Source organism: Streptomyces sp. NPDC048604, assembly GCF_043199435.1.
GTDB lineage: Bacteria > Actinomycetota > Actinomycetes > Streptomycetales > Streptomycetaceae > Streptomyces.
The window spans coordinates 29254-52285 of record NZ_JBICVX010000005.1; the positions used below are offsets into that span (position 1 = coordinate 29254).

Here is a 23032-nt window from a genome sequence, read left to right on the forward strand (position 1 = left end):
CGAGCGACAACGGGCGTGCGGGGCCCATCCCGCCGTCGCCCCGGCCCGCCGTCACTTCAACCCACCGCCGCCTCAGCCCGCCGTCACCACGTACCCCGCCTCCCGCAGCGCCGACTCCACCTCCGCGCAGTGCTCCGGGCCCTTGGTCTCCAGGTGCAGCTCCACCTCGACCTCCGTGAGCCCCAGCCGCGGGTCGGTGCGGACGTGGCCGACGTCGAGGACGTTCGCGTCGGCCTCCGACAGCACGCCCAGCAGGTTCGCCAGCACGCCCGGCCGGTCCGCGACGCGCAGGCGCAGGCTCAGATAGCGGCCGCCCGCCGCCATGCCGTGCCGCAGGATCCGCTGCAGCACCAGCGGGTCCACGTTGCCGCCCGACAGCACCGCCACCACCGGGCCCTGGAACGACTCCGGCTCGCTCAGCAGCGCCGCCACCGGGCTCACCCCGGCCGGTTCGACGACCAGCTTCGCCCGCTCCAGGCAGAGCAGCAGCGCGGACGACAGCGCGTCCTCGGAGACCGTGCGGACCTCGTCCACGTACTCCCGGACGATCCCGAACGGCACGTCGCCGGGCCGGCCCACCTTGATCCCGTCCGCCATCGTCGCCGGCGACTCGATCGACACCGGGTGTCCTGCCGCCAGCGACGGCGGGTACGCGGCCGCGCCGTCCGCCTGCACGCCGATCACCTTCACGTCCGGCCGCAGCGACTTCACCGCGAGCCCGATCCCCGCCGCGAGCCCGCCGCCGCCGATGCCCACGACGATCGTGCGGACCTCCGGGCACTGCTCCAGGATCTCCAGGCCCACCGTGCCCTGACCGGCGATGATGTCCGGGTGGTCGAAGGGGTGGATGAACACCGCCCCGGTCTCGTGCGCGTACTCCTCCGCCGCCGCCAGCGTCTCGTCCACGACATGGCCGTGCAGCCGGACCTCCGCCCCGTACTCGCGGGTCGCGGCCACCTTCGGCAGCGGGGCGCCGAGCGGCATGAAGACCGTCGCGTGCACGCCGAGCAGCGAGGACGCCAGCGCGACACCCTGCGCGTGGTTGCCCGCCGACGCCGCGACCACCCCGGCCGCCCGCTGCTCCGGACGCAGCCCGGCGATCCGCACGTACGCGCCGCGCAGCTTGAACGAACCGGTCCGCTGCAGGTTCTCGCACTTGAGGTGCACCGGGGCCCCGACCAGCGACGACAGATACCGGCTGCCCTCCATCGCGGTCATCCGCGCGACGCCGGAGAGCATCTTCTGCGCGCCCCGCACGTCGTCGAGGATCAGGGGGTGCAAGGGGCCAGGCGCACGGTAGCTCATGACCGCAAGTCTCCCAGCTCACCGCCCCTCCGGCCGCCGCGCGGCCACGCGTCCGAGCGGGTTTGCGCAGCCCCGGTACGGACCTGCTTCCGCACGCGTACTCTGTCCCCCACCAAACCGACCACGCACGAGAGAGCCACCACAGCCATGCCCACGTCTCAGGACATGACGACTGAGCTCGACCCCGGTCTCCTCGATGCCCTCCAGCACCAGGTGGCCGTCTTCGCGCGCCGCGCCGAGCAGACCCGGCTCGGCGGCACCGGCCAGCTCCGCAACTCCATGGACCGCGCCGCCTACCTGCTGCTCAACCGCCTCGACCAGGAAGGGCCGATGGGCGTGAAGGCGCTCGCGGCGGGGATGGGGATCGACTCCTCCACCGTCACCCGCCAGGTCGCCCCGCTCGTCGACACCGGCCTGGTCAAGCGGACCTCGCACCCCGAGGACGGACGCGCGGTCGTGCTGCAGCTGTCGCCGCGCGGCCAGGCCCGTCTGGAGGAGGTCCGCTCCTCGCGGCGCGCGCTGATGGCCCAGGTCACGGAGGGCTGGACGCCGGACGAGCGCGCCTCGTTCTGCACCCTGCTCACCCGCTTCAACTCGGCCCTGTCCGCCCGGCAGTCGGGGCTGCCCTCGCAGGCGGAGGCGAGCCCGGCGGCACCGGCGCAGCAGTCCTGACCGCGGCCCGGCCCTCGCCCGCGCGCGAGTATTGACCTGAACCGCACCCCTGTCCTCATATGAGGACGTGGCAGACCGACGCGGCGATCAACGATCCCGCCGCACGCGCGAGTTCGAGGCCTTCGTCGCAGGAGCCGGCGGCCGGCTGCTGCATGCCGCTGCGCTGCTCACCGCCGAGCCCCCGGCCCGCAGCCCGCGCGCCCGCGCCCTGCTGACCGCCTCGCTCGCGCACACCTACGCCCACTGGGACCGGCTGCGCGGCGAGGACCCGTACGACCGGACCCGTACCGAACTCGCCACCCGCTTCGCCCGCGCCGCCTGGCGGCACCACGGCGGACACGGAGGCGTCCTGTCCGCGCTCACCCCGCAGGAACGGCTGATCGTCGTGCTGAGGCTGTACGAGAACGTGGCCGAGGAGCAGACCGCCGCGATCCTGGGCCTGCCGACGGACCGGGTCCGCGCGGTGTGCGCCCGCGCGGTCGCGGTCCTGCGGCGCCCGGCACCGGGGGCGGCACCGGGGAGGGCGGCGTCGTGAGCGCGCGTAAGAAGGGCGACGCGTCGTGAGCCGGTCCGCCGACCGGCGCGACGACGAGATCCGGCGGCTGCTCGGCGGCGCCGGCCACCCCGCCGTGCCGGCCGACCTCGCCGAACGGGCCGTGGCGCGCGGCTCGCGCATGCTGCGCCGCGAGCGGCTGCTGCGCCGGGCCGGCTGGACGCTGTTCGCCCTGGCCGTCCTCGCCTTCGTCGTCTGGGCCGCGGTGGCCCGCCCCTGGGAGCCGCCGCCCGCGACGACGCCCCCGCTCGAAGGCTGGTGAGGACGGGCGGGCACGGGTACAGGTGTCACACCCGTACCCGCACCCGTACTACAAGGGCCGACTAGCCCAGCGCCTGCCGCAGGTCCGCCAGCAGGTCCTCGACGTTCTCGATGCCGACGGAGAGCCGGACCAGGTCCGCCGGGACCTCCAGGGCCGAGCCGGCGACGCTGGCGTGCGTCATCCGTCCCGGGTGCTCGATCAGGGACTCGACACCGCCGAGCGACTCGCCGAGCGTGAACAGCTTCGCGCGGTTGCAGACCTCGACGGCCGCCTGCTCGCCGCCCTCGACCTGGAAGGACACCATGCCGCCGAAGTCCTTCATCTGCTTCACGGCGATCTCGTGGCCCGGGTGGTCCGGCAGACCCGGGTAGAGGACCTTCGTGACCTTCGGGTGCTGGGTCAGCATCTCGACGATCCGGGCGGCGTTCTCGCTGTGCCGGTCCATGCGCACGGCGAGGGTCTTGATGCCGCGCAGCACGATCCAGGAGTCGAACGGCCCGGCCACCGCGCCCATCGCGTTCTGGTGGTACGCGAGCTCCTCGCCGAGCGCCTCGTCGGCGGTGACCAGGGCGCCGCCGACGACGTCGGAGTGCCCGCCCATGTACTTGGTGAGCGAGTGCACGACGACGTCCGCGCCCAGCGACAGCGGCTGCTGGAGGTAGGGCGAGGCGAAGGTGTTGTCGACGATCAGCTTCGCGCCGGCCTGGCGGGCCACGCCCGCGACCGCGGCGATGTCGGTGATGCCGAGCAGCGGGTTGGACGGCGTCTCCACCCAGATGAGCTTGGTCCGCTCGTTGACCGCGGCCCGCACCGACTCGATGTCGGAGGTGTCCGCGACGGAGAAGTCGACGCCCCAGCGCTCGACGACCTTGGCGAAGAGCCGGAAGGTGCCGCCGTACGCGTCGTTGGGGATCACCACGTGGTCGCCGGGGACGAGCAGGGTGCGCAGCAGGCAGTCCTCGGCGGCGAGGCCGGAGGCGAAGGCGAGACCGCGCCGGCCGCCTTCGAGGGCGGCGAGGTTCTCCTCCAGCGCGGTACGGGTGGGGTTGGCGCTGCGGCTGTACTCGTAGCCGCCGCGCAGCCCGCCCACGCCGTCCTGCTTGTAGGTGGACACCTGGTAGATGGGCGGGACGACCGCGCCGGTCAGCGGGTCGGCGGTGTTGCCCGCGTGGATGGCGCGGGTCTCGAAGCTCTGATGGCTGTGCTGGTCGCTCATGGTCAGGAGCGTAGTCCCGCACGGGGTGCACCGCCGCCCGTGCCCGCAGCCGGAGTCCTGGACAGCGTCCTGGCAGTGTCCTGGCAGTGTCCTGGACAATGGACGCATGGAGATTCTGTGGGTCCTGCTCGCGTTGGCGATGCTGTTCGCGGTCCTCGGTCCGGTCATGATGCGGCGGCGCGGCGGCATCCGGCTGGCGTTGCCCGGATCGCCCGACGCCGCCGACCCCGAGGCGTACGGCTTCCTGCGGCAGGAACAGCAGGACGTACGGATGCCCGGGCCCGACCACGACCTGGTGGACGTGCTCGACGTCGTCCAGCACACGCAGGACTGGCGGGCGGCGTCGCAGCTGCTTGCCGGTACGGACAAGAGCGACGAGCTGCGGTGGCAGCGGGTGCAGGCGTTCGCCGGGGCGGCGTCGCTGGAACTGAAGGAGCGGCCGGGCGTCGGCGGCGGATGGCTGCGGGCCTGGCGGGCGGAGCAGCCGAAGGACGCGGGCGGGGCGGCGGTGCACGCGGAGTTCCTGGTGCAGCAGGCGTGGCGGACGTCGGCGGCCGGCACGGACGAGTTCCGGATCATCCTGGAGGAGGCCCGCAAGGCCGCCGGCGAGGCGGCGCTGCTCGCGCCGGGCGACCCGGTGCCGTACATCGTGGAGCTCGCGGTGGCCCGCGGGCTCGGCTACCCGCCGGAGCAGTTCGACCGGGTGTGGGCGCAGGTGATCGACCGCGCGCCGCAGCACATGGGCGCGCATCTCGCGGCGCTGCAGTACTGGTGCGAGAAGTGGCACGGCTCGCGGGAGGAGGCGGACCACTTCGCGACGACGGCCGCCGCCCGCGCCCCGCACGGCTCGCTGCTCGCGGCGCTGCCGCTGTTCGCGGTGTACGAGCACCTGCCCGAGGTGAACCTGGTGCAGGGCTTCTACCGGAGCGAGGTCGTGACCAAGGCGGTCGAGGGCGCGCTGTACGCGGTCCACTCGGCCCGCGCGGACGACCCGATGCTGGCCCATGTCCGCCACCTGCTGATCCTGTTCCTGATCCGCTCGGAGCGCTGGGCGGAGGCCATGCACCAACTGGTCCACGTCGACGGCCACGTGGGCGCGATCCCGTGGACGGCGGTCCACGACCCGGCGGCGGAGTACGTCGTCCACCGCAACCTGGCGGTCGCGGCCTACGAGGCCAACGGCGGCAGCCCGGCGACGCTCCCGCACTGAGCCGGGGGACGTCGGAGGACGGGAAGGGGGCGCGGCCACGACGGCCGCGCCCCCTCCTTCTTCCCGCCGACTCAGAAGGCGGTCTCGCGCGAGTCCCAGTCGTAGTCGAGGCCGTCCTGGGCCAGGGAGCCCCAGCCGTTGTTCCGGTACAGGGTCAGCAAGGGAGCGTCCTGGCCGTACAGGTCGCCGTTCCTGCCGTCGCCGTTGACGTCGCCCAGCCCGAGGATGCGCTCGAACCGCTTCCAGCCGCTGCCGATCTGCTTGCGCGCGCCCAGACCGCCGGTGCCCTTGCCCGGGTACAGCAACAGATTGCCGGAACCGTCGCGGGCGACGAGGTCGTTCTTGCCGTCGCTGTTCATGTCACCGGCCCCCACCAGGGCGGTCATGCCCGCCCAGCCGGAGGTGCCGATCTGCTTGCGCGGCTCCAGGGTGCCGTTGGCGCGTCCGGGGAAGAGCCAGAGCCGGCCGCTGGAGTCGTTGGCGACGATGTCGCCGCGGCGGCCGTCGCCGTTGAAGTCGCCCATGGCGGTGACGTTCCGCAGCGTCGACCAGCCGACGCCGATCTGCACGCGCGCCTTGAGCCCGCCCGTGCCGTTGCCGGGGTACATCCACAGCACGCCGTTGCCGTCCCGGGTCACGAGGTCCTCGGTGCCGTCGCCGTCGCGGTCGCCGTGCCGCTGGAGGACGTTCATGGAGTTCCAGCCGACGCCGATCCGGGTGGCGGTGCCGTCGCCACGCTGGAAGTAGAGCGCGCCGGTGACCGTGCGGAACAGCAGGTCCGTGGCGCCGTCACGGTTGAAGTCGCCCACGGGCTGGGCTCCTTGCCGTCCCCACGACGGCGAGTTCCAGACCATGTACGGCGCGCCGCTCATGCACTCGTGGGACGTGCGGGCCAGCCGGAAGGAGCTGACGTTGTCGGCGAGCCGGCTGTTCGCGTCCTGGTAGGGCGTGAGGTCGTGGCCGTCACTGGCCGTACCCGCCTGCAGGACGACGTGGTGCACGCTGTCGGTGTAGGCATGCTTCGGCTGGCTGTAGACGCAGGCGTGCAGGCCGGTGCGGTTGCGCATGCCCGCCGCCCAGTTGTCGTACGCGCCGAGCGCGGCCATGCTGCCGCTGTACGTCGCCATCGTGCCGGTGCCGTCGGCCTTGTCGAACAGACAGAACCGGCCGGCCGGACACCGGTCGTATCCGGTCGCCGCCTGGGCCGCCGGCACCCCCGTCGCCAGCAGCCCCAGCGTGGTGAGACCGGCGACGACCGCCGCTCTCATCGAAAACTTCATGCTCAAGTACTCCCTCGGGCCCCATGCCCCCCACGGGCATCGAATGGCTGAACCGTACACGTCACGTCTCGCGAGGGCCCGAGGGAATCCCCGCGCAGGCCCCCGCGTTGTCATGGGGGCGTCGAGCAGTCGAGGAGAGCCCGCATGTACCTGTCCCGCACCCCCGTCCTCCCCACGCCCGAGCAGGCCCTGAAGGGCCGCTCGGAACCCGAGTTCCCCGTCCCCGAGCGCCACACGGTCCTGGGCAACCCGCTGGTGGGCCCGTACCCGGAGGGCCTGGAGGTGGCCGACTTCGCCCTGGGCTGCTTCTGGGGCGCCGAGCGGAAGTTCTGGCAGACCGCGGGCGTCTGGACGACGCTGGTCGGCTACCAGGGCGGCTACACCGTGAACCCCGCCTACGAGGAGGTCTGCTCGGGCCTGACCGGCCACACGGAGGTCGTCCGGGTCGTCTTCGACCCGCAGAAGGTCTCGTACGAGCAGCTCCTGAAGGTCTTCTGGGAGGCCCACAACCCCACCCAGGGCTACCGCCAGGGCAATGACGTCGGCACCCAGTACCGCTCCGCGATCTACACCCACTCCCCCGCCCAGGCCGCGGCCGCGGAAGCCTCCCGCGAGGCGTACCAGCAGGTCCTGACCCGCGCGAACCACGGCGCCATCACCACCGAACTCCGCCCCGCCGCCGACCGCCCCTTCTACCCGGCGGAGCCGTATCACCAGCAGTACTTGGACAAGAACCCCGCGGGCTACTGCGGCATCGGCGGCACGGGCGTGAGCTGCCCGATCGGCGTCGCGAAGGCCGACGGGTGACCGCCGCCGACGCGGCTTCGTCGCTGACCGCCGCGCTGTGGCGGGAGCGGCGGGCGGCGGGGCCGCCCGTCGGTCATACGTTCAAGGGTGCATACGCGGACCGGTGGGTGCGGTTCCACAGTCTTCCCGGGTCGAAGCGGTATCCGGAGTCCGAGGACGAGTACGCCGTCGTGCTGGACCGGTACAACACGGTCCTTGATGAGCTGTTCGCCGGCGGGGACGTCTTCGTCGTGACCATGGACTGGTCGTACACGCCGGACGGGCCCGCCGGGTTCCCGAGCCCGCGCGAGGAGCTCCATCCCGGCGGCGTCCGCTGGTGGACCGAGTCGGATACGGACGACCCCGACCCGGAGTCCCACACTCATACGCGTCTCTACGCCGACCGGCGTCCGTGGCGACGCGGGTGCATCGACGACCTGTTGTGCGCCGTCGCCGACGAGGCGGTCGTCGAGGTGTTCGTCACCGACACGGAACTGCGCCGCATCCACCATCCCTACGACGGCGGCGCGGACGTCGTCCTCGCCACGCCCGCCGAACGCGACCGGCTCCGGGAACGTCACTCCGCCTGGCTTTCCGGACATCGCTCCGGCCTGTGACCACAGTGACCCGCGTCACATCCGTCCCATGTCACAGTCGGGACGTCTGCCTCCATCTGCTGGTTGTCGGCGATTCGAGGAGGACGGAACGATGGACGTACAGCACCGTGTGGTGATTCTGGGCGCGGGGTACGCGGGCATGGCCGCCGCCGTACAGCTCGCGGCCCGGGCGGGGCGGCGTGACGGCGTGCAGGTGACCGTGGTGAACGCGCAGGAGCGGTTCACCGAGCGCATGCGGCTGCACATGACGGCGACCGGCCGGCAGCTCGCCGAGCTGAGCGTTCCGGAGCTGCTGGAGGGTACGGGGGCGCGATTCGTCCGCGGCTGGGTGACGGCGGTGGACGCGGACGCGAGGACCGTGCTGGTCGACGACGGCCGGGTCCTGCCCTACGACACGCTGGTCTACGGGCTGGGCGGTGTGGCCGACACGTCGGCGGTGCCGGGCGCCGAGGACCACGCGTACACCCTGAACAGCGCCCAGGACGCCGAGTTGCTGGCCGACCGGCTGGGGCGGCTGCGCGGCGGCACCGTCGTGGTCGGCGGCAGCGGGCTGACCGGCGTCGAGTCGGCCGCGGAGATCGCCGAGCGGTATCCGGAGCTGGACGTGGTGCTGCTGGGCCGGACCGAGCCGGGCGCATCCATGAACGCCAGGGCACGGGCGTACGTGCGCGCCGCCCTCGACCGGCTGGGCGTCAAGGTGCGCACCGGGGTCGAGGTGGTGAAGGTGCGGCCCGGGGGTGTCGAACTGGCCGGCGGGGAGAGCATCGCCGCCGACGCGGTCCTGTGGACGAGCGGTACGCGGGTGTCGCCGCTGGCGGCCGTCGCGGGGCTGACCGTCGACCCGCGCGGACGCGTCGTCACGGACGCCGCGCTGCGCTCGGTGTCCCACCCGGAGGTGTACGCGATCGGCGACGCGGCCGCGATCCGCCAGGGCTACGGCGTCATGCACGGCACCTGCCAGGGCGGCATGCCGACCGGGGTGCACGCGGCGCTGTCGATCGACCGGGTGCTCAGGGGCAAGCGGCCCAAGCCGTTCCGCTTCGGGTACTACCACACGCCGGTGAGCCTGGGGCGGGGCGACGCGGTCGTGCAGTTCACCCGCCCCGACGACGGCCCGCGCCGGTTCTGCCTGACCGGTCGCGCCGCGGTCCGGTACAAGGAGACGGTGACCGCCTCGCCCTGGCCGACGTACGGCCGTATGAAGAAGCTCCCCGCCTCCGGCGCGTTCTGGCCCCGCGGGGGCCGCTTCACCCGTGTCCGGGACGCCGGATGACCGGCCCGTCCGGTCACCAGGGCCGTCCGGGCCACCGGGACCACCAGGTGTTCCTCGAGCACCGCCGGCTGCTGTTCTCCGTGGCGTACCGCCTCCTCGGCAGCGCGGCCGACGCCGAGGACGCCGTCCAGGACGCCTGGCTCAAGTGGTCGGCCGCGGACCGCTCACAGGTGGCCGACCCCAAGGCGTACCTGACGCGGATCGTGTCGAACCTGGCGCTGGAGCGGCTGCGTTCCACCCGGCACCAGCGGGAGACGTATGTGGGGCCGTGGCTTCCGGAGCCCATCCTCACCGGCGGGGACGCCTCCGAGACCGTCACGGAAGCGGAGTCGGTGTCGACGGCCATGCTCGTGGTGCTGGAGACGCTCAGCCCGCTGGAACGCGCGGTGTTCGTGCTGAAGGAGGTCTTCGCCTTCAGCTACCCGGAGATCGCCGAGACGGTGGAGCGCTCCGAGGCCGCGGTGCGTCAGGCCGGGCACCGGGCCCGCGAGCACGTACGGGCCCGGCGGCCGCGCTTCGCCGCCGACCGCGTACGGCAGCGTGAGGTCACCGAGCGGTTCTTCGCCGCCGCGACCGGCGGCGACGTCAACGCGCTCATGGAACTGCTGTCCCCGGACGTCACCCTGTGGACCGACGGCGGCGGCAAGGTCCGTCAGGCCCTGCGTCCGGTCGTGGGCGCGACCACGGTGGCGGCCTGGTTCGCGGCCGTCGGCACCGTCACCTACCAGGGCGTCGCGCCCGCCGACATGCGCGCCGAACTCGTCGAGCTCAACGGCGGGCCCGGTCTGGTGTTCAGCGGGCCCGACCGGGTGATCGCCACCGTCACGTTCGACTTCGACGCCGACGGCCGTATCACCGCGCTCCACAACGTGGCCAACCCGGACAAGCTCCGGGCCGTCGCCGGCGGCACCGCGTACGACATGGGCACGCGGTGAGCGCCGCCGCGGGGATCGGCCCGGATCAGCCCGACCATTTCGCCGTCTCGAAGGACGCGCTGCCCGCCTCCTCCGTCGGCGCGGTCGGGAGTTTCGACCAGGCCAGGTAGGAGCCCTTCGCGTACACCACGCTGAAGCCGTCCTCCGTGCCCAGCCGCCACAGGCGGCCGTGCGCGAAGTCGTAGACGTACTGGCCCGCGTCGCCCGCCGCGCTGCCGTTGCCCCAGGCGAGGAACTGCGGGGTGGAGCGCAGGAACATCGTGGCCGGGGCGGCGTGGCCGAGGGCGAAGGTGACGGCCTTCTTCGTCCTCGTGTCCAGGGCGTACAGCGTCGCCGTCTGCTGCTCCGGCGCCGCGACCACCCAGCTGACGTGGTCTCCCGCCACCGTGAGGGCCGTGATCTCGCGGCCCGTCGGCAGCGGGCCGCCGGTGACGAGGGCGTCCTCGCCGTCGGGTGTCACGCGGCGGATCTCGTAACGGTCCTTCGGGAAGTCCGGCGACACGTCGGCGGAGCGGACGTAGTACAGGTCCTTGCCGGCGGCGCGCGGCAGCTTGGCGCCGTCCGCCACGGTCGCCGGCTCGCCGCCGCCGTTCAGCGCCTGCGCGACGACGCGGACCCCGAACTCCCGCTTCCCGGTGGTCGGGTACGCGGTCGCCCAGTACGCCTTCCCGTCGCCGATCGACGGGGCGGAGGAGCCCGGCGCCTCCGGCATGTCCTTGCCGTGGGAGACGGCGGCGGAGTCGCCGAGCAGGGTCGTCGTGCCGGTCTTCGGCGTGTACGCGAAGACGCACCAGTCGAAGACGTACAGGTTCGTGCTGGCGGACTCGGTCCAGACGACCACGCCGTCCCGCTCGTCGGCGTAGACGGCCTGGCGCGGCCGGTCCGAGCAGGTCCGCCGGGCCTTGGGGAACGGGGCGAAGCCCGCGCCGCGCTGGAGGCCCATCTCGCTCTGTCCGATGGTCACCGTGCCGTCCCCGGTCTTCGGGGCCGGGTTGGCGGCCGCGACCAGCCCGCCGCCGGACGTGACGTCCAGGACGGTGAGGGTGCGGCCGCCGGATGCGTGCGCCGGGGATACGGAGCCCGGCCGGTACTGCCGGCCGGCAGTCGCCGTTCCGGCCTTCTGCGTGTCCAGCGCGGAGGAGACGCCGAACGGCGTGGTCGGTGCCGTGGTGGGAGGACGGGTGGCGCCCGCGTCGTCGCGGGAGCCACCCTCACCCGTGCACGCGACCAGGCCGACGAGGAGAGCCACAAGGGTTACTGCCGACCGTGCGCGCATGCTAGTAGGCGATCCCGTTCGACTGGAGGAAGTAGCGGGCGAAGTTGCCGGTGTTGTAGCTGAAGGTCTTGTTGACCGACGACCACACGGTGGTGGACGGGTCCGCCCACTTGCTGGTGCCGCCGCTGTTGCTGTAGCCGTACGCGGTGATCCAGTGGCCGATGGTCTTGTTGACCGGATGGCCGTTGTAGTGGCGGCCGTTGGCGAACTCGACCGTGTCGGCGGCGACCGGCATGCCGTTGGTGCCGATGGCGTGCCGGATGGCCTTCGTGGTGAGGGTGGCGCTGGGCCGGTCGACCTGCACGTAGTAGGGCTCACCGCGCCAGCGGTTGATGCCGGTGACGAACCGCTTGCTGCTCCAGTCCGTGCGGCCGGCGTTCTGGGTGTTCATGTGGGCGCTGTTGGCCAGGTTGGCCTGGCTGAAGGCGTTGCGGTTGTACTTGCTGCGGATCGCGCCGTCCTTCATCTTGATCATCATCGCGGCGGTGGCGGGACCGCAGTAGAAGTTCTTCGCCTGGCCGTAGTGGGTCAGGCGAAGGGTCCGCGAGGTCGGGGCGGCCATGGCGGCGAAGCCGCCGCTGCGGGCCTGGACGGTGCGGTTGTCGGTGAGCTTGTACTTCTTCAGGTACGCGGTCTCCCGCCGCTGGACGGAAGCGAGGTCGCCGTGGCCCTCCACGGCCGCGTACCACGCCTCGGTCAGCGCGATCTTCTCCTTGGCCTGGGCCGTGAGCGGTTCGGCGGACGGGCCGGTGACGTCGGCGCCGGTGTAGTTGCCGGTCACCCCGCCCCGGGGGCCGTCGGCGGCGTGCGCGGCGGGTGCGCCGAGCACGGCGACGGATGCGAGGGCGAGGCCGCAGACCCCGGCGGTGACGCCGGTACGGCCGCGTCGAGATGCATGCATGATGGTTTTCCACTCCTTGAGCGCCCGAGGCGCGAGTACACGGATGTGTGCACGACAAAGGAGGGCGCGGGCGTGGTCGACGCCCGCCGGCATCCCGCCGCCCGGTGACGAGCGGCGGGATCCCCCCGTGAAGCACCGCCCATACAACTCGCGGCCCAACAGCACCACAACGGCCCCCAGGGCCCAACTGCCGTAACCCCAGGGCCCATTCAGCCCCTGGGCCCACCGCCGCACGTGGACAGCGAGCACCAGCGGCGGCGGCCCGTGGAGTCCAGGAACAGCCAGCCGCAGTCGTCGCTCGGGCAGCTGCGGACGGTGAAGCGGCGCGGGTCGGTGAGCAGGTCCGCGGCCGCCCGCGCGGTGGCGTACAGCGGCAGCCGCAGGCCGGCCGCCGGAGTCGGCCGCCAGTGGGCCAGGCCGTCCGGGCCGAGGGTGAGCACCGCGGCGCGCGCCGCCTCGCGGGCCGTCGCCGCGACGGCGGCGAAGGCACGGGTGTCCGCGGGGCCGGTCAGGCAGGCGTACAGCTGCGTGCGGAACGCGCGCGCCTCGGCCAGCGCCGCCTCCGCCTCCTCCGGGGTCCGCTCGGCCCGCTCGACGAGCTGGGCGACCACTCCCTGGTCCGCGAGGTCCAGATGGCCGGCCCACACGGCGAGCGTGCGGTACGTGCGCAGCCAGTCCGAGCCGGGGATGCGCGGGGCGTGGTGCCAGCCCGCGAAGGTGTTGCAGAACTCCAGCGCCGGATGCCCGCTGGTGGACCAAGGCAGCCACTCCTCGTCGACCCGCACCGCGTACAGCGGGGCCGGCGGCCGGTCGAGGCGCGGGTCGGCGGTCAGAACCCGCTGGTGCAGGGTGCTCAGCGCGGGACCGGGGTCGATGCCGAGCTCGGCGGCCAGATGGGCCCGGGTCCGCTCGTACAGCTCCAGCGCCTCGGCGCGGCGGCCCGCCCGGTACAGGGCGGTCATCCGCGCCGCCACCAGGCCCTCGCGTTCGGGGAGTTCGCCGGCGAGCGGGGTCAGGTCGGCGAGGACCCGCTCGTGCAGGCCCATGGCGAGCTGGGCCTGCGCGCGCTGCTCCAGGGCGGACAGCCGCAGCTCGGCGAGCCGCCCGGCGAGCCGGTCCCGCAGCTCGTCGTCGATCACGTCGGCGAGCAGCGGGCCCCGCCACAGCGCCAGCGCCCGGTCGTAGCGGCGCACCTTCTCCGCGGGGTCGCCGGCCACCGCCGCCTGCCCGATCTCGTCGCGGAACTCCCGTACGTCCACGGTGTGTCCGTCCGCCTCGGCGAGGTCGAGCGCATAGCCGTCGTGCCGGGTGTCGACGCGCAGCCCGTACGGCCGCAGCGCGGCCCGCAGCCGGCCGACGTACGTGTGGACGGTCGCCCGCGCGGCGGAGGGCGGGGCGTCGTTCCACAGCAGGCCGATGAGCCGGTCCGTGGTCACCGCCGCGCCCGGCTCCAGGAGCAGCACCGCGAGCAGACAGCGCTCCTGGCGGCGCAGTCCGCGGAGCACCCGCTCACCGTCCTGCCACGCCCCGAACGGGCCCAACAGCCGGAATTCCAGGGGGGACAGGACCGTCGTCACGCGGTCACCCTAACGACCCCGGCCGGCGGTCGGCCGCGTGGTCAGGATCCGGTCAGGCGTCGGGGTGAGGCTCGGACCGTTCGAGGGGACGCGGCCCGCGCACGCGAGGCCGCCGCCCCTTTTCCGTCTCGTCCGTTCAGGAGTCCTTCATGCGCGCGTTCACCGTCTCTCTCGCCACCGCCACCGCCCTGCTCGTGCTGACGGCCCCCGCCCGGGCCGCCGAGACCACCGCGGAGGGCTGGGTCCCCTCGCCCACCCCGTCGTACTCCTTCCCCGCCGGGACGCGCTGCGACTTCCCCGTCCGCACCGAGCCGGTCGTCGACGAGGTCGTCCGCAACACGATCCGGTCGTACGAGGACGACAGCCCGAGGCTCGTCGCGTACCGGGGCGACCTCGTCGTCCGCGTCACGAACACGGAGACCGGCGCGTACGTCGACGCCGACGCGGGCGGCCGCGCGCTCGTGGAGATCCGCCCGGACCGGTCCCAGTTCTGGCAGGTGTCCGGTCCGATCCTCGCGGGCTTCGGCGAGAACGCCGGCACGCTGCCGCGCGGCCTGTACACGATCGACGGCACGTACACCCTGGAGGTCTCCGCCGCCGGCCGGAAGACCCTGACCATGGCCCAGGGCACGACCGAGGACCTGTGCGAGCGGATCGGGTAACGCCCGCCCGGAGAACGCCGCAGGCGGCGGCGCCCCCTCTCGGGGCGCCGCCGCCTGCAGGGCGGAAACCGGGGACGCGTCAGACCGCGGAGCCGGCCTTCCACTGGGCCCAGCTCAGGTTCCAGCCGTTGAGGCCGTTGTCCGGGGCGATGGTCTTGTCCTTGGAGTTCTTCACGACCACGACGTCGCCGACGATCGAGTTGTCGTAGAACCACGCGGCCATCTGGTTCGGGTCGCCCGCGCCCTTGACGTCGTTCAGGCCCACGCAGCCGTGGCTGGTGTTGGCGGAGCCGAAGATCGAGTCCGGGCCCCAGTAGTTGCCGTGGATGAACGTGCCCGAGGTGGACAGGCGCATGGCGTGCGGCACGTCCTTGATGTCGTACTCGCCCTTGCCGTCGTCGTCGGTGAAGCCGACCGTCGCGCCGTTCATCCGGGTCTCCCTGAACTTCTCGGAGATCACCATGCGGCCGTTGTAGGTCGGGTTCTCCGGGGAGCCGGCGGAGATCGGGATGGTCCGCACGACCTTGCCGTCCTGCGTCACCTTCATCGTCTTGGTGGCGACGTCGACGGTGGAGACCTGGTTTCGGCCGATCTTGAAGGTGACGGTCTTCTGCTGCACGCCGAAGACGCCCTTCGCGCCCTCGACGCCGTCGAGGTCCAGCTTCAGCGTGACGGTCGAGCCCTCGGTCCAGTAGTCGTCCGGGCGGAAGTCCAGACGCTGGGAGTTGAACCAGTGGCCGACGACCTCCTGGCCCGTGCTGGAGGAGACGGTGACGCCGGTCTGGACGGCCTTGCGGTCCGTGATCGGCTTGTTGAAGTTGATCGAGACGGGCATGCCGACGCCGACCGTGGAACCGTCCTCCGGCGTGAAGCTGCCGATGAAGCTGTTCGCCTTGGAGACCGTGGTGAACGAGGTGTTCTCGTGCGCCTCCAGGCCCGCGGCGTCCACCGCCGTCGCGGCGATCTTGTAGACGGTGGCGCGCTCCAGCTGCTCCGTAGGCGCCCAGCTGCTGCCGTCCGCGGCCAGCTCGCCCTTGACGGTCTCGCCCTCGACGCTGGTCATGGTGACCACGGTGAGCTTGCCGCCGGTGACGGTCACCTTCGCGTCCTTGTTGATCGACGCGTTCACGGCGCCGTTCTTGGGCGTGATGGTTATCTGCGCCTTGGACGTCTTCGAGGCGGCCGCCTCGTCGACCTGCTCCTGCGAGCCCGGAGTCTTCGTGCCCGTCGCCCCGCCCTCGTCGCCCCCACTGCACGCCGAGAGCACCAGCACGCCGCCGAGCAGCGCCGAAGCCGCCGCGAGGCCCTTCCTGCGCCGCCTGCCGTCCGTGATCACACGCTTCTCCATGCTCGCCGAATTCCCCTGCCGACAATCGTTAAGAACATCCATGAGAACCCGATCGGTTCCGGGTCCGTAGGGTTTGTGGGGAACACCACTGATCGACGCACTCGCGGAGCGATTGGTTCCAGGTGTACGGAAAAAGCCCCGGAGCGCCGTCTGGGGACGGTGCTCCGGGGCCTTCCGGACCCGTACGTTCAGGCCCGGACGACCGGATCCTCGTCCTCGTCGTCTTCCTCCGCCACATCATCCTCGTCGAGGTCCCACTCCAGGGAGTCGGGGTCGTACTCGACGGGCTCGGTGCTCCACGAGGCGTGCGCCAGCTCGACGCCGGGCACGCCGCCGAGCAGCTCGACGGGGTCGACGAGGTAGGCCAGCGCCTCCGACTCGTCCTCGCGGACCGCGTCCTCGGCGAAGCTCCGCTCGGTGGGCGGCATGAGCTCGTCGACCGCGATCCGCTCCAGGGCGGCGGCGGTCAGGGCCTCGGCGTCGCCCACCTCGAGCACCAGATCCACCCGAAGGCGTACGAAACGTGATGTCCCAGAAGTCGTCATACGACGGAGCGTAAGCTCCCCGGGGTCTCGGCTTTCCCCCGACCCGCTGAGTTCATTAGCATCGGCGCACGTCGCCAATTCGCGGTTTCCGCAAGGGGGATCGAATTTCCGTGTCCGTCGCTCGCCGACCGCTGCTGACCGCCGCCGCCGCGGGTTCGCTGCTGTGCGCGCTGTGGTTCGTCCCGTCCGCGAACGCCACCGGCGGGCAACAGGCCCCCGCGCAGCGCCATGCCACCGTCACGGAGAGCGACCGCGAGGAGCTACGGCTCGCCGACACCGGCAGCGGCGTGGACACGACGCCGTACCTGCTGGGCGGCACGGGCTTCCTCGTCGTCGGCGCGGGCTTCGTGACGCTGGCCATGCGGCAGGGTGGCCGCGCGTACTGAGACTCACAGAGCGAGGGCCGCACCCGGCGACCGGGTGCGGCCCTCGCTTCCGTCAGCCTGCCGTCAGGCCAGCGGGCCGGTCACCGTCTCGACGGCGGTGACGAGCCTGCCGCTGCGGACGAAGACGTCGGCGGCCTCCAGGTCGGGGGCGAGGAACCGGTCCGGGCCCGGGCCCTGGACGCCGGCGCCGCGCAGGGCCTCGATGGCCGCCTGGGAGGCGGGCGCCGGGGCCAGGCCGTGGCGGAGCTCGATGCCGCGGGTGGCGGCGTACAGCTCGACGGCGAGGATCCGGTTGAGGTTGCCGATCGCGGTGCGCAGCTTGCGGGCGGCGGACCAGCCCATGGAGACGTGGTCCTCCTGCATGGCGGAGGACGGGATGGAGTCGGCGGAGGCCGGGACGGCCAGCCGCTTCATCTCGCTGACCAGGGCGGCCTGGGTGTACTGGGCGATCATCAGGCCCGAGTCCACGCCGGCGTCGTCGGCGAGGAACGGCGGCAGGCCGTGGCTGCGGTTCTTGTCGAGCAGCCGGTCGGTGCGGCGCTCGGCGATGGAGCCGAGGTCGGCGGCGGCGATCGCGAGGAAGTCGAGGACGTAGGCGACCGGGGCGCCGTGGAAGTTGCCGTTGGACTCGACGCGGCCGTCGCGGAGCACGACCGGGTTGTCGACGGCGGAGGCCAGCTCGCGCTCGGCGACCAGGCGGGCGTGCGCCAGGGTGTCGCGGCCGGCGCCGGCGACCTGGGGGGCGCAGCGGATCGAGTACGCGTCCTGGACGCGCGGGGCCTCGTCGGCCTGGAAGTGGCCGGTGAGCTCGGAGCCGTCGAGGACGGCGAGCATGTTGGCGGCGGAGGCGCCCTGGCCCGGGTGGGGGCGGATGGCGTGCAGCTCGGGGCGGAGGACCTTGTCCGTGCCGAGCAGGGCCTCCAGGGAAAGCGCCGCGGTGATGTCGGCGGTCTTGTAGAGGGTGTCGAGGTCGGCGAGGGCCATGCACAGCATGCCGAGCATGCCGTCGGTGCCGTTGAGGAGGGCCAGGCCCTCCTTCTCGCGCAGCTCGACGGGCGCGATGCCGTGCTCGGCGAGCAGCTCGCCGGCGGGCTTCAGGGTGCCGTCGGGGCCCTCCGCGTCACCCTCGCCCATGAGCGCGAGGGCGCAGTGGGAGAGCGGTGCGAGGTCGCCGGAGCAGCCGAGGGAGCCGTACTCGTGGACGACCGGGGTGATGCCGGCGTTGAGCAGGTCGGCCATGGTCTGCGCGACCTCGGGGCGGACGCCCGTGTGGCCGGAGGCCACGGTCTTGAGCCGCAGGAACATCAGCGCGCGCACCACCTCGCGCTCGACGCGCGGGCCCATGCCGGCGGCGTGCGAGCGGACGATGTTGCGCTGCAGCTGGGCGCGGAGCTCCTGGCTGATGTGCCGGGTGGCCAGCGCGCCGAAGCCCGTGGAGACGCCGTAGACCGGCTCGGGCTTGGCGGCGAGCGCGTCGACGACCGCCCGCGCGTCGGCGAGGGCCTGCAGGGCCTCCTGCGAGAGCTCGACACGGGCGCCGTGACGGGCGACGGCGATGACGTCCTGCGCGGTGGTGCCGGACGTCCCCAGCACGACTGTTTGCATATCCATATTCAGCAGCCTACGGACTGAATCCCAACATGTCACCACCCCTCTTGCCCCTGACCCCTTACACCGGATGTTTCCGCAGGTCAGTCAGGTGAATTTCGGCGAGGGGAGGGTGAACGAGGGAGGGGCGGACGGTGGGGGCGGACGGTCGGGGCGGACGGTCGGGGGCGGATGTCAGACCGGTGGGGCGTCGCGGAAGCGGCGGCGGTCCCGGGGGTGCGGGGGCGGGGCGTCGGCGAGGCGGACCACGGCGCCGTCACGGCCGGCGACCACCGGCTTGGACGAGCGGGCGGCCTTCGCCTGGTACTGGGCGGCGTCCGCGAGCCGGAACAGCCGGCGGGCCGAGCGCAGGGGGCCGATCGGGTCGCCGGTGGACGCGACGCCGCAGGCCACGCCCTCGCCGAGCTCCAGCTCCTCGGCCCGGACGCAGAGCTCGTCGGCGACCCGGACGACCTCGTCCGCGGAGGGGCCGACCGACAGCAGGCAGAACTCGTCGCCGCCGAGCCGCGCCGCCAGCGCGCCGCGCAACCTCGCCCCACACCGTGACAGTACGGAGCCGAAACGTTCCAGCAGCCGGTCGCCGACGGCGTGACCGTGGGTGTCGTTGACCCGTTTCAGCCCGTTGAGGTCGCAGACGACCAGGCTCACGACGGTGCCGTCGGCGCGGTACCGCTCGATGGCCTCGTCGAGCCGCGCGTCGACGGCGCGGCGGTTGGCGAGGCCGGTCAGGGGGTCGGTGAAGGCCAGCGTACGGACCTCCTCCAGCCGCTCCGCCTGGACGATCCCCGCCGCGACCACCGCGGCGAGGACGGTCGCGAAGCCCGCGTCGTCCCGGTCGAAGACCCGCGCCCCGGCCGGGCGCGCCACGTACAGCTCACCCCAGGCCCGCCCGTGCAGCACGATCGGGGCCACCACGCAGCAGCCCCGCCCGCGCCGCCGAAGCCCGAGCACCCGGCCGGTCGCCGGCTCGTCGCGGGCGGTCTCCACCCAGGCGTCGGGCCCCCCGCCACCCGCCCAGCGCTCGTGCAGGAACTCGGTGATCTCGGGGAACTCGTGCACCGGGTACGTCTCGGAGTCCGGGAACTCCTCCTCGCCCCGCGCCCGCTCCCCCGCGTTGACCAGCACCTTCAGCCGGCCGTGGTCCCGCTCCCACACCGACACCGCGGCGAAGCCGCCGCCGAGCCCGGCCATGGCGCCCAGCGCCGCCGCCCGCCACGACTCCCGCGGGGTGTGCGCCGCCGCCATCGCCTGAGCCAGGGCCACTACGGCCCGCAGCCGCACATCCTCTCCCATTCCTCCAGCTTAGGGAGGTTTCGCCCGTTTTCTCTCGCGAGCGTCACAAGAGATCACGAAGCGTCACGCACGTCACCCGCGCGCGGGAGCGGATCCGCCCGGGATCACACCCCGGGCCACTGGGGCCTGCGCTTCTCGTTGAAGGCGGCCACGCCCTCCGCACGGTCGCCGGAGAAGGCCACGGACCGCCAGGCCGCGTCCTCGACGTCCAGGCCGGCCCGCAGGTCCAGACCGTGCCCCAGCCGCATCGCGCGCTTCGCGGCGCGCAGCCCCACCGGGGAGTTCGCGGCGATCCGGGACGCCAGGTCGAGCGCCGCCGTCCGGGCGTCCTCCTCAAGCAGGTCCACAAGGCCCAGCTCGCGCGCCTCGGCGGCCTCCACGCGGCGGGCCGTGAAGACCAGCTCCGCCGCCCGCGCCGCGCCCACCCGGCGCGGCAGCAGCTGCGTACCGCCGCCGCCGGGGATCACGCCCACCGAGACCTCCGGCAGACCGACCACCGCGGTCGCGTCGGCCACGATCACGTCGCAGGAGAGCGCCAGCTCGAAGCCGCCGCCCAGCGCGAAGCCGTGCACGGCGGCGACGGTCGGCATCGGCAGCTCCAGGACGCCGGTGTACGCGGCGCGGGCGGTCGGGCGCTGGCGCACCAGGTCGGCGTCCGTGAAGGAGTTCCGCTCCTTCAGGTCGGCGCCCACGCAGAACGCCTTCTCGTTCGACGAGGTCAGCACCGTCACCCGCACCGAGGCGTCCGCGGCGAGCGCCTCGCAGGCCGCGCCGATGGAGCGGGCCATCTCGCTGGAGACCGCGTTCATCGCCTTGGGCCGGTCGAGCACGAGCTCGGCGACGTGGCCGCCCTCGTGCCGCCGTACGGCGACGAACTCGCCGAAACGCTGCTCGTCGGAAGCCTGCACGGACTGCTCGGACTGCTCGGACATGGTGGCGCCCTCCCGGTCGACGTCGTCGGTTAACGACGGTTCACGTTTTCACCGGGGATCCTAGGGCCTGTCTGACGCATCGCGTCGGGCCCGACGGGAAGCGTCAGACAGGCCCTAGGTCGGGCGGCGCCCCAGCTGCCAGGGCTCCACGACGCCGAGGCCGCGGACCGGCCGCTGCCACATCGGCTGCAGCGCGAAGCGGTACGCCGGAGGCGTCTCGCCCTCCTTCTCCGCGCGGGCCGCCTCCTCCGCCGCCTGCGTCTCCGACACCGGCGCCTCGCCGGTGCGGGTCAGCTCCTCGGCGAACGCGCCGTCCACGAGCACGGTGTCCTTCGGCGCTATCGAGGTCAGCCGGCTCGCCAGATTGACGGTCGTGCCGAACACGTCGCCCATCCGGGTCGTCACCGTGCCGAACGCGATCCCGACCCGCAGCGCGGGCATGGTCTCGTCGTCGGACAGGGTCTCGATCAGCCGAAGCGCGATCTCCGCGGCGGTGCCGGAGTCGTCGGCGCAGTACAGCACCTCGTCGCCGAGGGTCTTGATGAGCCGGCCGCCGTGCGCGGCCACCAGGTCGGCACACGTGGTCTCGAAGGACTCGACGAGCTCGCCGAGCTCCTCCTCCTCCAGGCGGCGGGTCAGCCGGGTGAAGCCCACCAGGTCGGCGAAGCCGACGGCGAGGCGCCGGTCGACCATCTCCTCGTCGTCCGCCGCCTGCACCACGCGGCCGGTCGCGGCGGCGAGCTGCCGCCGCCACACGTACACCAGGAACTCCTCCAGCTCGGGCAGGAGCAGCTCGACGAGGGGGTACGTCACCTCGGTGCGGGTCATGCCCGGCTCGGGCGGCTCGGTCAGGCCCTCCAGGAAGGAGTCGATCTGCCATTCGGCCAGCCGGGCGGTGGTCTGCCCGGTGGACCGGGCGACCTGCACCGCCATCGGCTCGCTCAGCAGCCCCGCCTCGACGAGACCGGCGAGCCGCCGCAGGGCCAGCACGTCCGCCTCGGTGAGCGCCTTGGCCTGCCCGATGTCGGCGAAGCCCATGGCCCGCCAGAAGCGCGAGGCCAGCTCCATGGAGACGCCGGCCGTGCGGGCCGCCTGGAAGGGCGTGTAGCGCCGGTCCGCGCCCAGGATGAGCTGTTCGAGGCGGATCGCCAGCGGGTCGTCGGTCGGCTCGGCCGTGTGATCGACGACATGGTGCGGGGTGTGAGCGGCCCCGCCGCCTGCGTTCGCGTCGTCGACGGTCACCGGCCGCCTCCTGCCCGTTCCCTGCCCACTTGCCCTGCCGATCTGTCGCCTGGATCGCGCTCCACGATACGACAGGTGTGTGCTGGCTCACGCCGCATCCCGTCGTGGAAACCCGCACGGGCGGGTACGCACAGGCCCCGCCCGTGCGCCCGCGCCCCGCAGGACCGGCCTCGCTACCCCTGCGCCCGTACGTGGACGATGTCGCCCGCGCCGACCGCCTCCGTGCCGCCGCCCTCCGTCTCCACGACGAGCCGACCGTCCGTGTCCAGGCGGACCGCGTCGCCCTCCAGGACCCGGTCGCCGGGCAGCTCGGCGCGTACCCGGTGGCCGAGGGTCGCGCAGTCCGCCTCGTACGCGGCGCGCAGCCCGGACGCCTCCGGGTCGCCGTCCGCGGCGCGCCAGTCGCCGTACCACTGCTCCAGGGAGCGCAGCACGGAGCGCAGCAGGGTGTCCCGGTCGGTGGAGACGGCGTTCGCGAGGAGCAGCGAACCGGCCGCCGGCACCGGCAGCTCGTCCTCGCGCAGGGTCACGTTGACGCCGAGGCCGACGACGAGCGCGTCCCGGCCGGCCCGCTCGGCGAGGATGCCGCCGGTCTTGCGCTCCTCGCCGCCGACCTTCACCAGCAGGTCGTTGGGCCACTTGAGGGCCAGGTCGGCGCCGGCGGCCTTGGCCAGGCCCTTCGCGGCCGCCACGCCGGTCAGCAGCGGCAGCCAGCCCCAGCGCTCCACCGGCGCCTGCGGCCGGAGCAGGACGGACACGAACAGTCCGGAGCGCGCGGGCGCGACCCAGGAGCGGTCGAGCCGGCCGCGGCCCGAGGTCTGCTCCTCGGCGACGAGCACCGCGCCCTCGGGCAGCTCGCCGGCCCGCGCCGCGAGATCGGAGTTGGTCGAGCCGGTCGTCTCGACCACGTCGAGCGAGCTCCACAGCCCGCCGTCGAGCACCAGGGCCCGCCGCAGCGCGGCCTCGTCGAGCGGCGGCCGCTCGAGATCCGACCAACGACCACCGGCCGCACCGGCGGCCGCGTCACCTGAACCAATGGGAGGCGTCATGCAAGTCAGCCTAGGTGTGGCAAACGCCGCACTGCCGAACCGTATCGCCGCCACTACGCTACGGGTCAGTAGGCCACCAGTAGCCCATTCGCAGTCAACGAACC

At 73.1% G+C, this 23032-nt stretch carries 23 protein-coding genes; 10 read left to right on the forward strand and 13 right to left on the reverse strand.

Going from position 1 to position 23032, the window contains the following annotated elements:
• Positions 1-72 precede the first annotated feature (72 nt).
• On the reverse strand, positions 73-1305 hold the full coding sequence (ilvA, locus tag ACGFMM_RS11825) for a threonine ammonia-lyase (protein WP_393645583.1): 1233 nt from the start codon (positions 1303-1305) through the stop codon (positions 73-75).
• A 147-nt stretch (positions 1306-1452) separates the two neighbouring features.
• On the opposite strand from ilvA, the gene ACGFMM_RS11830 reads away from it, so the two are divergent.
• The 3 genes from ACGFMM_RS11830 (at position 1453) to ACGFMM_RS11840 (ending at position 2792) form a co-directional block, all read left to right on the forward strand.
• A complete protein-coding gene (locus ACGFMM_RS11830; protein WP_393645585.1) occupies positions 1453-1977 on the forward strand; it encodes a MarR family winged helix-turn-helix transcriptional regulator in 525 nt (174 codons plus the stop codon).
• Positions 1978-2044: 67 nt separating this feature from the next.
• Entirely contained in the window at positions 2045-2512 is a 468-nt protein-coding gene (locus ACGFMM_RS11835) for a sigma factor-like helix-turn-helix DNA-binding protein (RefSeq protein WP_393645587.1), read from the forward strand.
• 25 nt (positions 2513-2537) lie between these two features.
• Positions 2538-2792: a hypothetical protein gene (locus ACGFMM_RS11840; RefSeq protein ID WP_393645589.1), complete on the forward strand. Its 255-nt coding sequence runs from the start codon at positions 2538-2540 to the stop codon at positions 2790-2792.
• A gap of 61 nt (positions 2793-2853) precedes the next feature.
• Here the strand turns inward: ACGFMM_RS11840 and ACGFMM_RS11845 are convergent, their stop codons facing one another.
• The gene (locus ACGFMM_RS11845) at positions 2854-4008 is read right to left on the reverse strand and encodes a cystathionine gamma-synthase (protein WP_393645591.1); all 1155 of its coding nucleotides are present in this window, start codon (positions 4006-4008) and stop codon (positions 2854-2856) included.
• A gap of 106 nt (positions 4009-4114) precedes the next feature.
• On the opposite strand from ACGFMM_RS11845, the gene ACGFMM_RS11850 reads away from it, so the two are divergent.
• The gene (locus tag ACGFMM_RS11850; RefSeq protein ID WP_393645593.1) at positions 4115-5218 is read left to right on the forward strand and encodes a hypothetical protein; all 1104 of its coding nucleotides are present in this window, start codon (positions 4115-4117) and stop codon (positions 5216-5218) included.
• A 71-nt stretch (positions 5219-5289) separates the two neighbouring features.
• Here the strand turns inward: ACGFMM_RS11850 and ACGFMM_RS11855 are convergent, their stop codons facing one another.
• Positions 5290-6498, reverse strand: a complete 1209-nt coding sequence (locus ACGFMM_RS11855) for an FG-GAP-like repeat-containing protein (RefSeq protein ID WP_393645595.1) — start codon at positions 6496-6498, stop codon at positions 5290-5292.
• Between the two features lie 144 nt (positions 6499-6642).
• Between ACGFMM_RS11855 and msrA the strand changes: the two genes are divergently transcribed.
• The 4 genes from msrA (at position 6643) to ACGFMM_RS11875 (ending at position 10109) form a co-directional block, all read left to right on the forward strand.
• Positions 6643-7305 carry a peptide-methionine (S)-S-oxide reductase MsrA gene (msrA, locus tag ACGFMM_RS11860; RefSeq protein WP_393645597.1) on the forward strand — a complete coding sequence of 221 codons (663 nt, stop codon included), beginning with the start codon at positions 6643-6645 and terminating at the stop codon, positions 7303-7305.
• The gene (locus ACGFMM_RS11865) at positions 7302-7901 is read left to right on the forward strand and encodes a hypothetical protein (RefSeq protein WP_393645599.1); all 600 of its coding nucleotides are present in this window, start codon (positions 7302-7304) and stop codon (positions 7899-7901) included. Before msrA ends, ACGFMM_RS11865 begins: the two co-directional genes overlap by 4 nt.
• A gap of 91 nt (positions 7902-7992) precedes the next feature.
• A complete protein-coding gene (locus ACGFMM_RS11870) occupies positions 7993-9174 on the forward strand; it encodes an NAD(P)/FAD-dependent oxidoreductase (RefSeq protein WP_393645600.1) in 1182 nt (393 codons plus the stop codon).
• Positions 9171-10109: an RNA polymerase sigma-70 factor gene (locus ACGFMM_RS11875; RefSeq protein WP_393645602.1), complete on the forward strand. Its 939-nt coding sequence runs from the start codon at positions 9171-9173 to the stop codon at positions 10107-10109. Before ACGFMM_RS11870 ends, ACGFMM_RS11875 begins: the two co-directional genes overlap by 4 nt.
• 25 nt (positions 10110-10134) lie before the next feature.
• On the opposite strand, the gene ACGFMM_RS11880 is transcribed toward ACGFMM_RS11875, so the two are convergent.
• The 3 genes from ACGFMM_RS11880 to ACGFMM_RS11890 form a co-directional block, all read right to left on the reverse strand.
• Complete coding sequence (locus ACGFMM_RS11880) at positions 10135-11385, reverse strand: hypothetical protein (protein WP_393645604.1); 1251 nt, start codon at positions 11383-11385, stop codon at positions 10135-10137.
• Position 11386: 1 nt separating this feature from the next.
• Positions 11387-12286 (reverse strand): C39 family peptidase, encoded by a 900-nt coding sequence (locus ACGFMM_RS11885; RefSeq protein ID WP_393645606.1) that lies wholly within the window; start codon positions 12284-12286, stop codon positions 11387-11389.
• A 209-nt stretch (positions 12287-12495) separates the two neighbouring features.
• On the reverse strand, positions 12496-13842 hold the full coding sequence (locus ACGFMM_RS11890) for a BTAD domain-containing putative transcriptional regulator (RefSeq protein ID WP_393646277.1): 1347 nt from the start codon (positions 13840-13842) through the stop codon (positions 12496-12498).
• A gap of 170 nt (positions 13843-14012) precedes the next feature.
• Between ACGFMM_RS11890 and ACGFMM_RS11895 the strand changes: the two genes are divergently transcribed.
• Positions 14013-14525, forward strand: a complete 513-nt coding sequence (locus tag ACGFMM_RS11895; protein ID WP_393645608.1) for a hypothetical protein — start codon at positions 14013-14015, stop codon at positions 14523-14525.
• Between the two features lie 79 nt (positions 14526-14604).
• Here the strand turns inward: ACGFMM_RS11895 and ACGFMM_RS11900 are convergent, their stop codons facing one another.
• Together ACGFMM_RS11900 and ACGFMM_RS11905 are read right to left on the reverse strand one after the other, a co-directional pair.
• Entirely contained in the window at positions 14605-15873 is a 1269-nt protein-coding gene (locus ACGFMM_RS11900; RefSeq protein WP_393645610.1) for an Ig-like domain-containing protein, read from the reverse strand.
• Between the two features lie 188 nt (positions 15874-16061).
• Entirely contained in the window at positions 16062-16418 is a 357-nt protein-coding gene (locus ACGFMM_RS11905) for a hypothetical protein (RefSeq protein WP_393645612.1), read from the reverse strand.
• 110 nt (positions 16419-16528) lie between these two features.
• Here ACGFMM_RS11905 and ACGFMM_RS11910 point away from each other — a divergent pair, with 110 nt between their 5' ends.
• Positions 16529-16804, forward strand: a complete 276-nt coding sequence (locus ACGFMM_RS11910) for a hypothetical protein (RefSeq protein WP_393645614.1) — start codon at positions 16529-16531, stop codon at positions 16802-16804.
• 63 nt (positions 16805-16867) lie between these two features.
• On the opposite strand, the gene hutH is transcribed toward ACGFMM_RS11910, so the two are convergent.
• The 5 genes from hutH to ACGFMM_RS11935 all read right to left on the reverse strand — a co-directional run bounded on the left by hutH (position 16868) and on the right by ACGFMM_RS11935 (position 22928).
• Entirely contained in the window at positions 16868-18409 is a 1542-nt protein-coding gene (hutH, locus tag ACGFMM_RS11915; protein WP_393646279.1) for a histidine ammonia-lyase, read from the reverse strand.
• A gap of 177 nt (positions 18410-18586) precedes the next feature.
• Complete coding sequence (locus ACGFMM_RS11920) at positions 18587-19705, reverse strand: GGDEF domain-containing protein (RefSeq protein ID WP_393645616.1); 1119 nt, start codon at positions 19703-19705, stop codon at positions 18587-18589.
• Positions 19706-19809: 104 nt separating this feature from the next.
• Complete coding sequence (locus ACGFMM_RS11925) at positions 19810-20637, reverse strand: enoyl-CoA hydratase/isomerase family protein (protein ID WP_393645618.1); 828 nt, start codon at positions 20635-20637, stop codon at positions 19810-19812.
• Between the two features lie 114 nt (positions 20638-20751).
• A complete protein-coding gene (locus ACGFMM_RS11930) occupies positions 20752-21879 on the reverse strand; it encodes an adenylate/guanylate cyclase domain-containing protein (RefSeq protein WP_393645620.1) in 1128 nt (375 codons plus the stop codon).
• A 173-nt stretch (positions 21880-22052) separates the two neighbouring features.
• On the reverse strand, positions 22053-22928 hold the full coding sequence (locus ACGFMM_RS11935) for a biotin--[acetyl-CoA-carboxylase] ligase (RefSeq protein WP_393645622.1): 876 nt from the start codon (positions 22926-22928) through the stop codon (positions 22053-22055).
• Between the last annotated feature and the right edge of the window lie 104 nt (positions 22929-23032).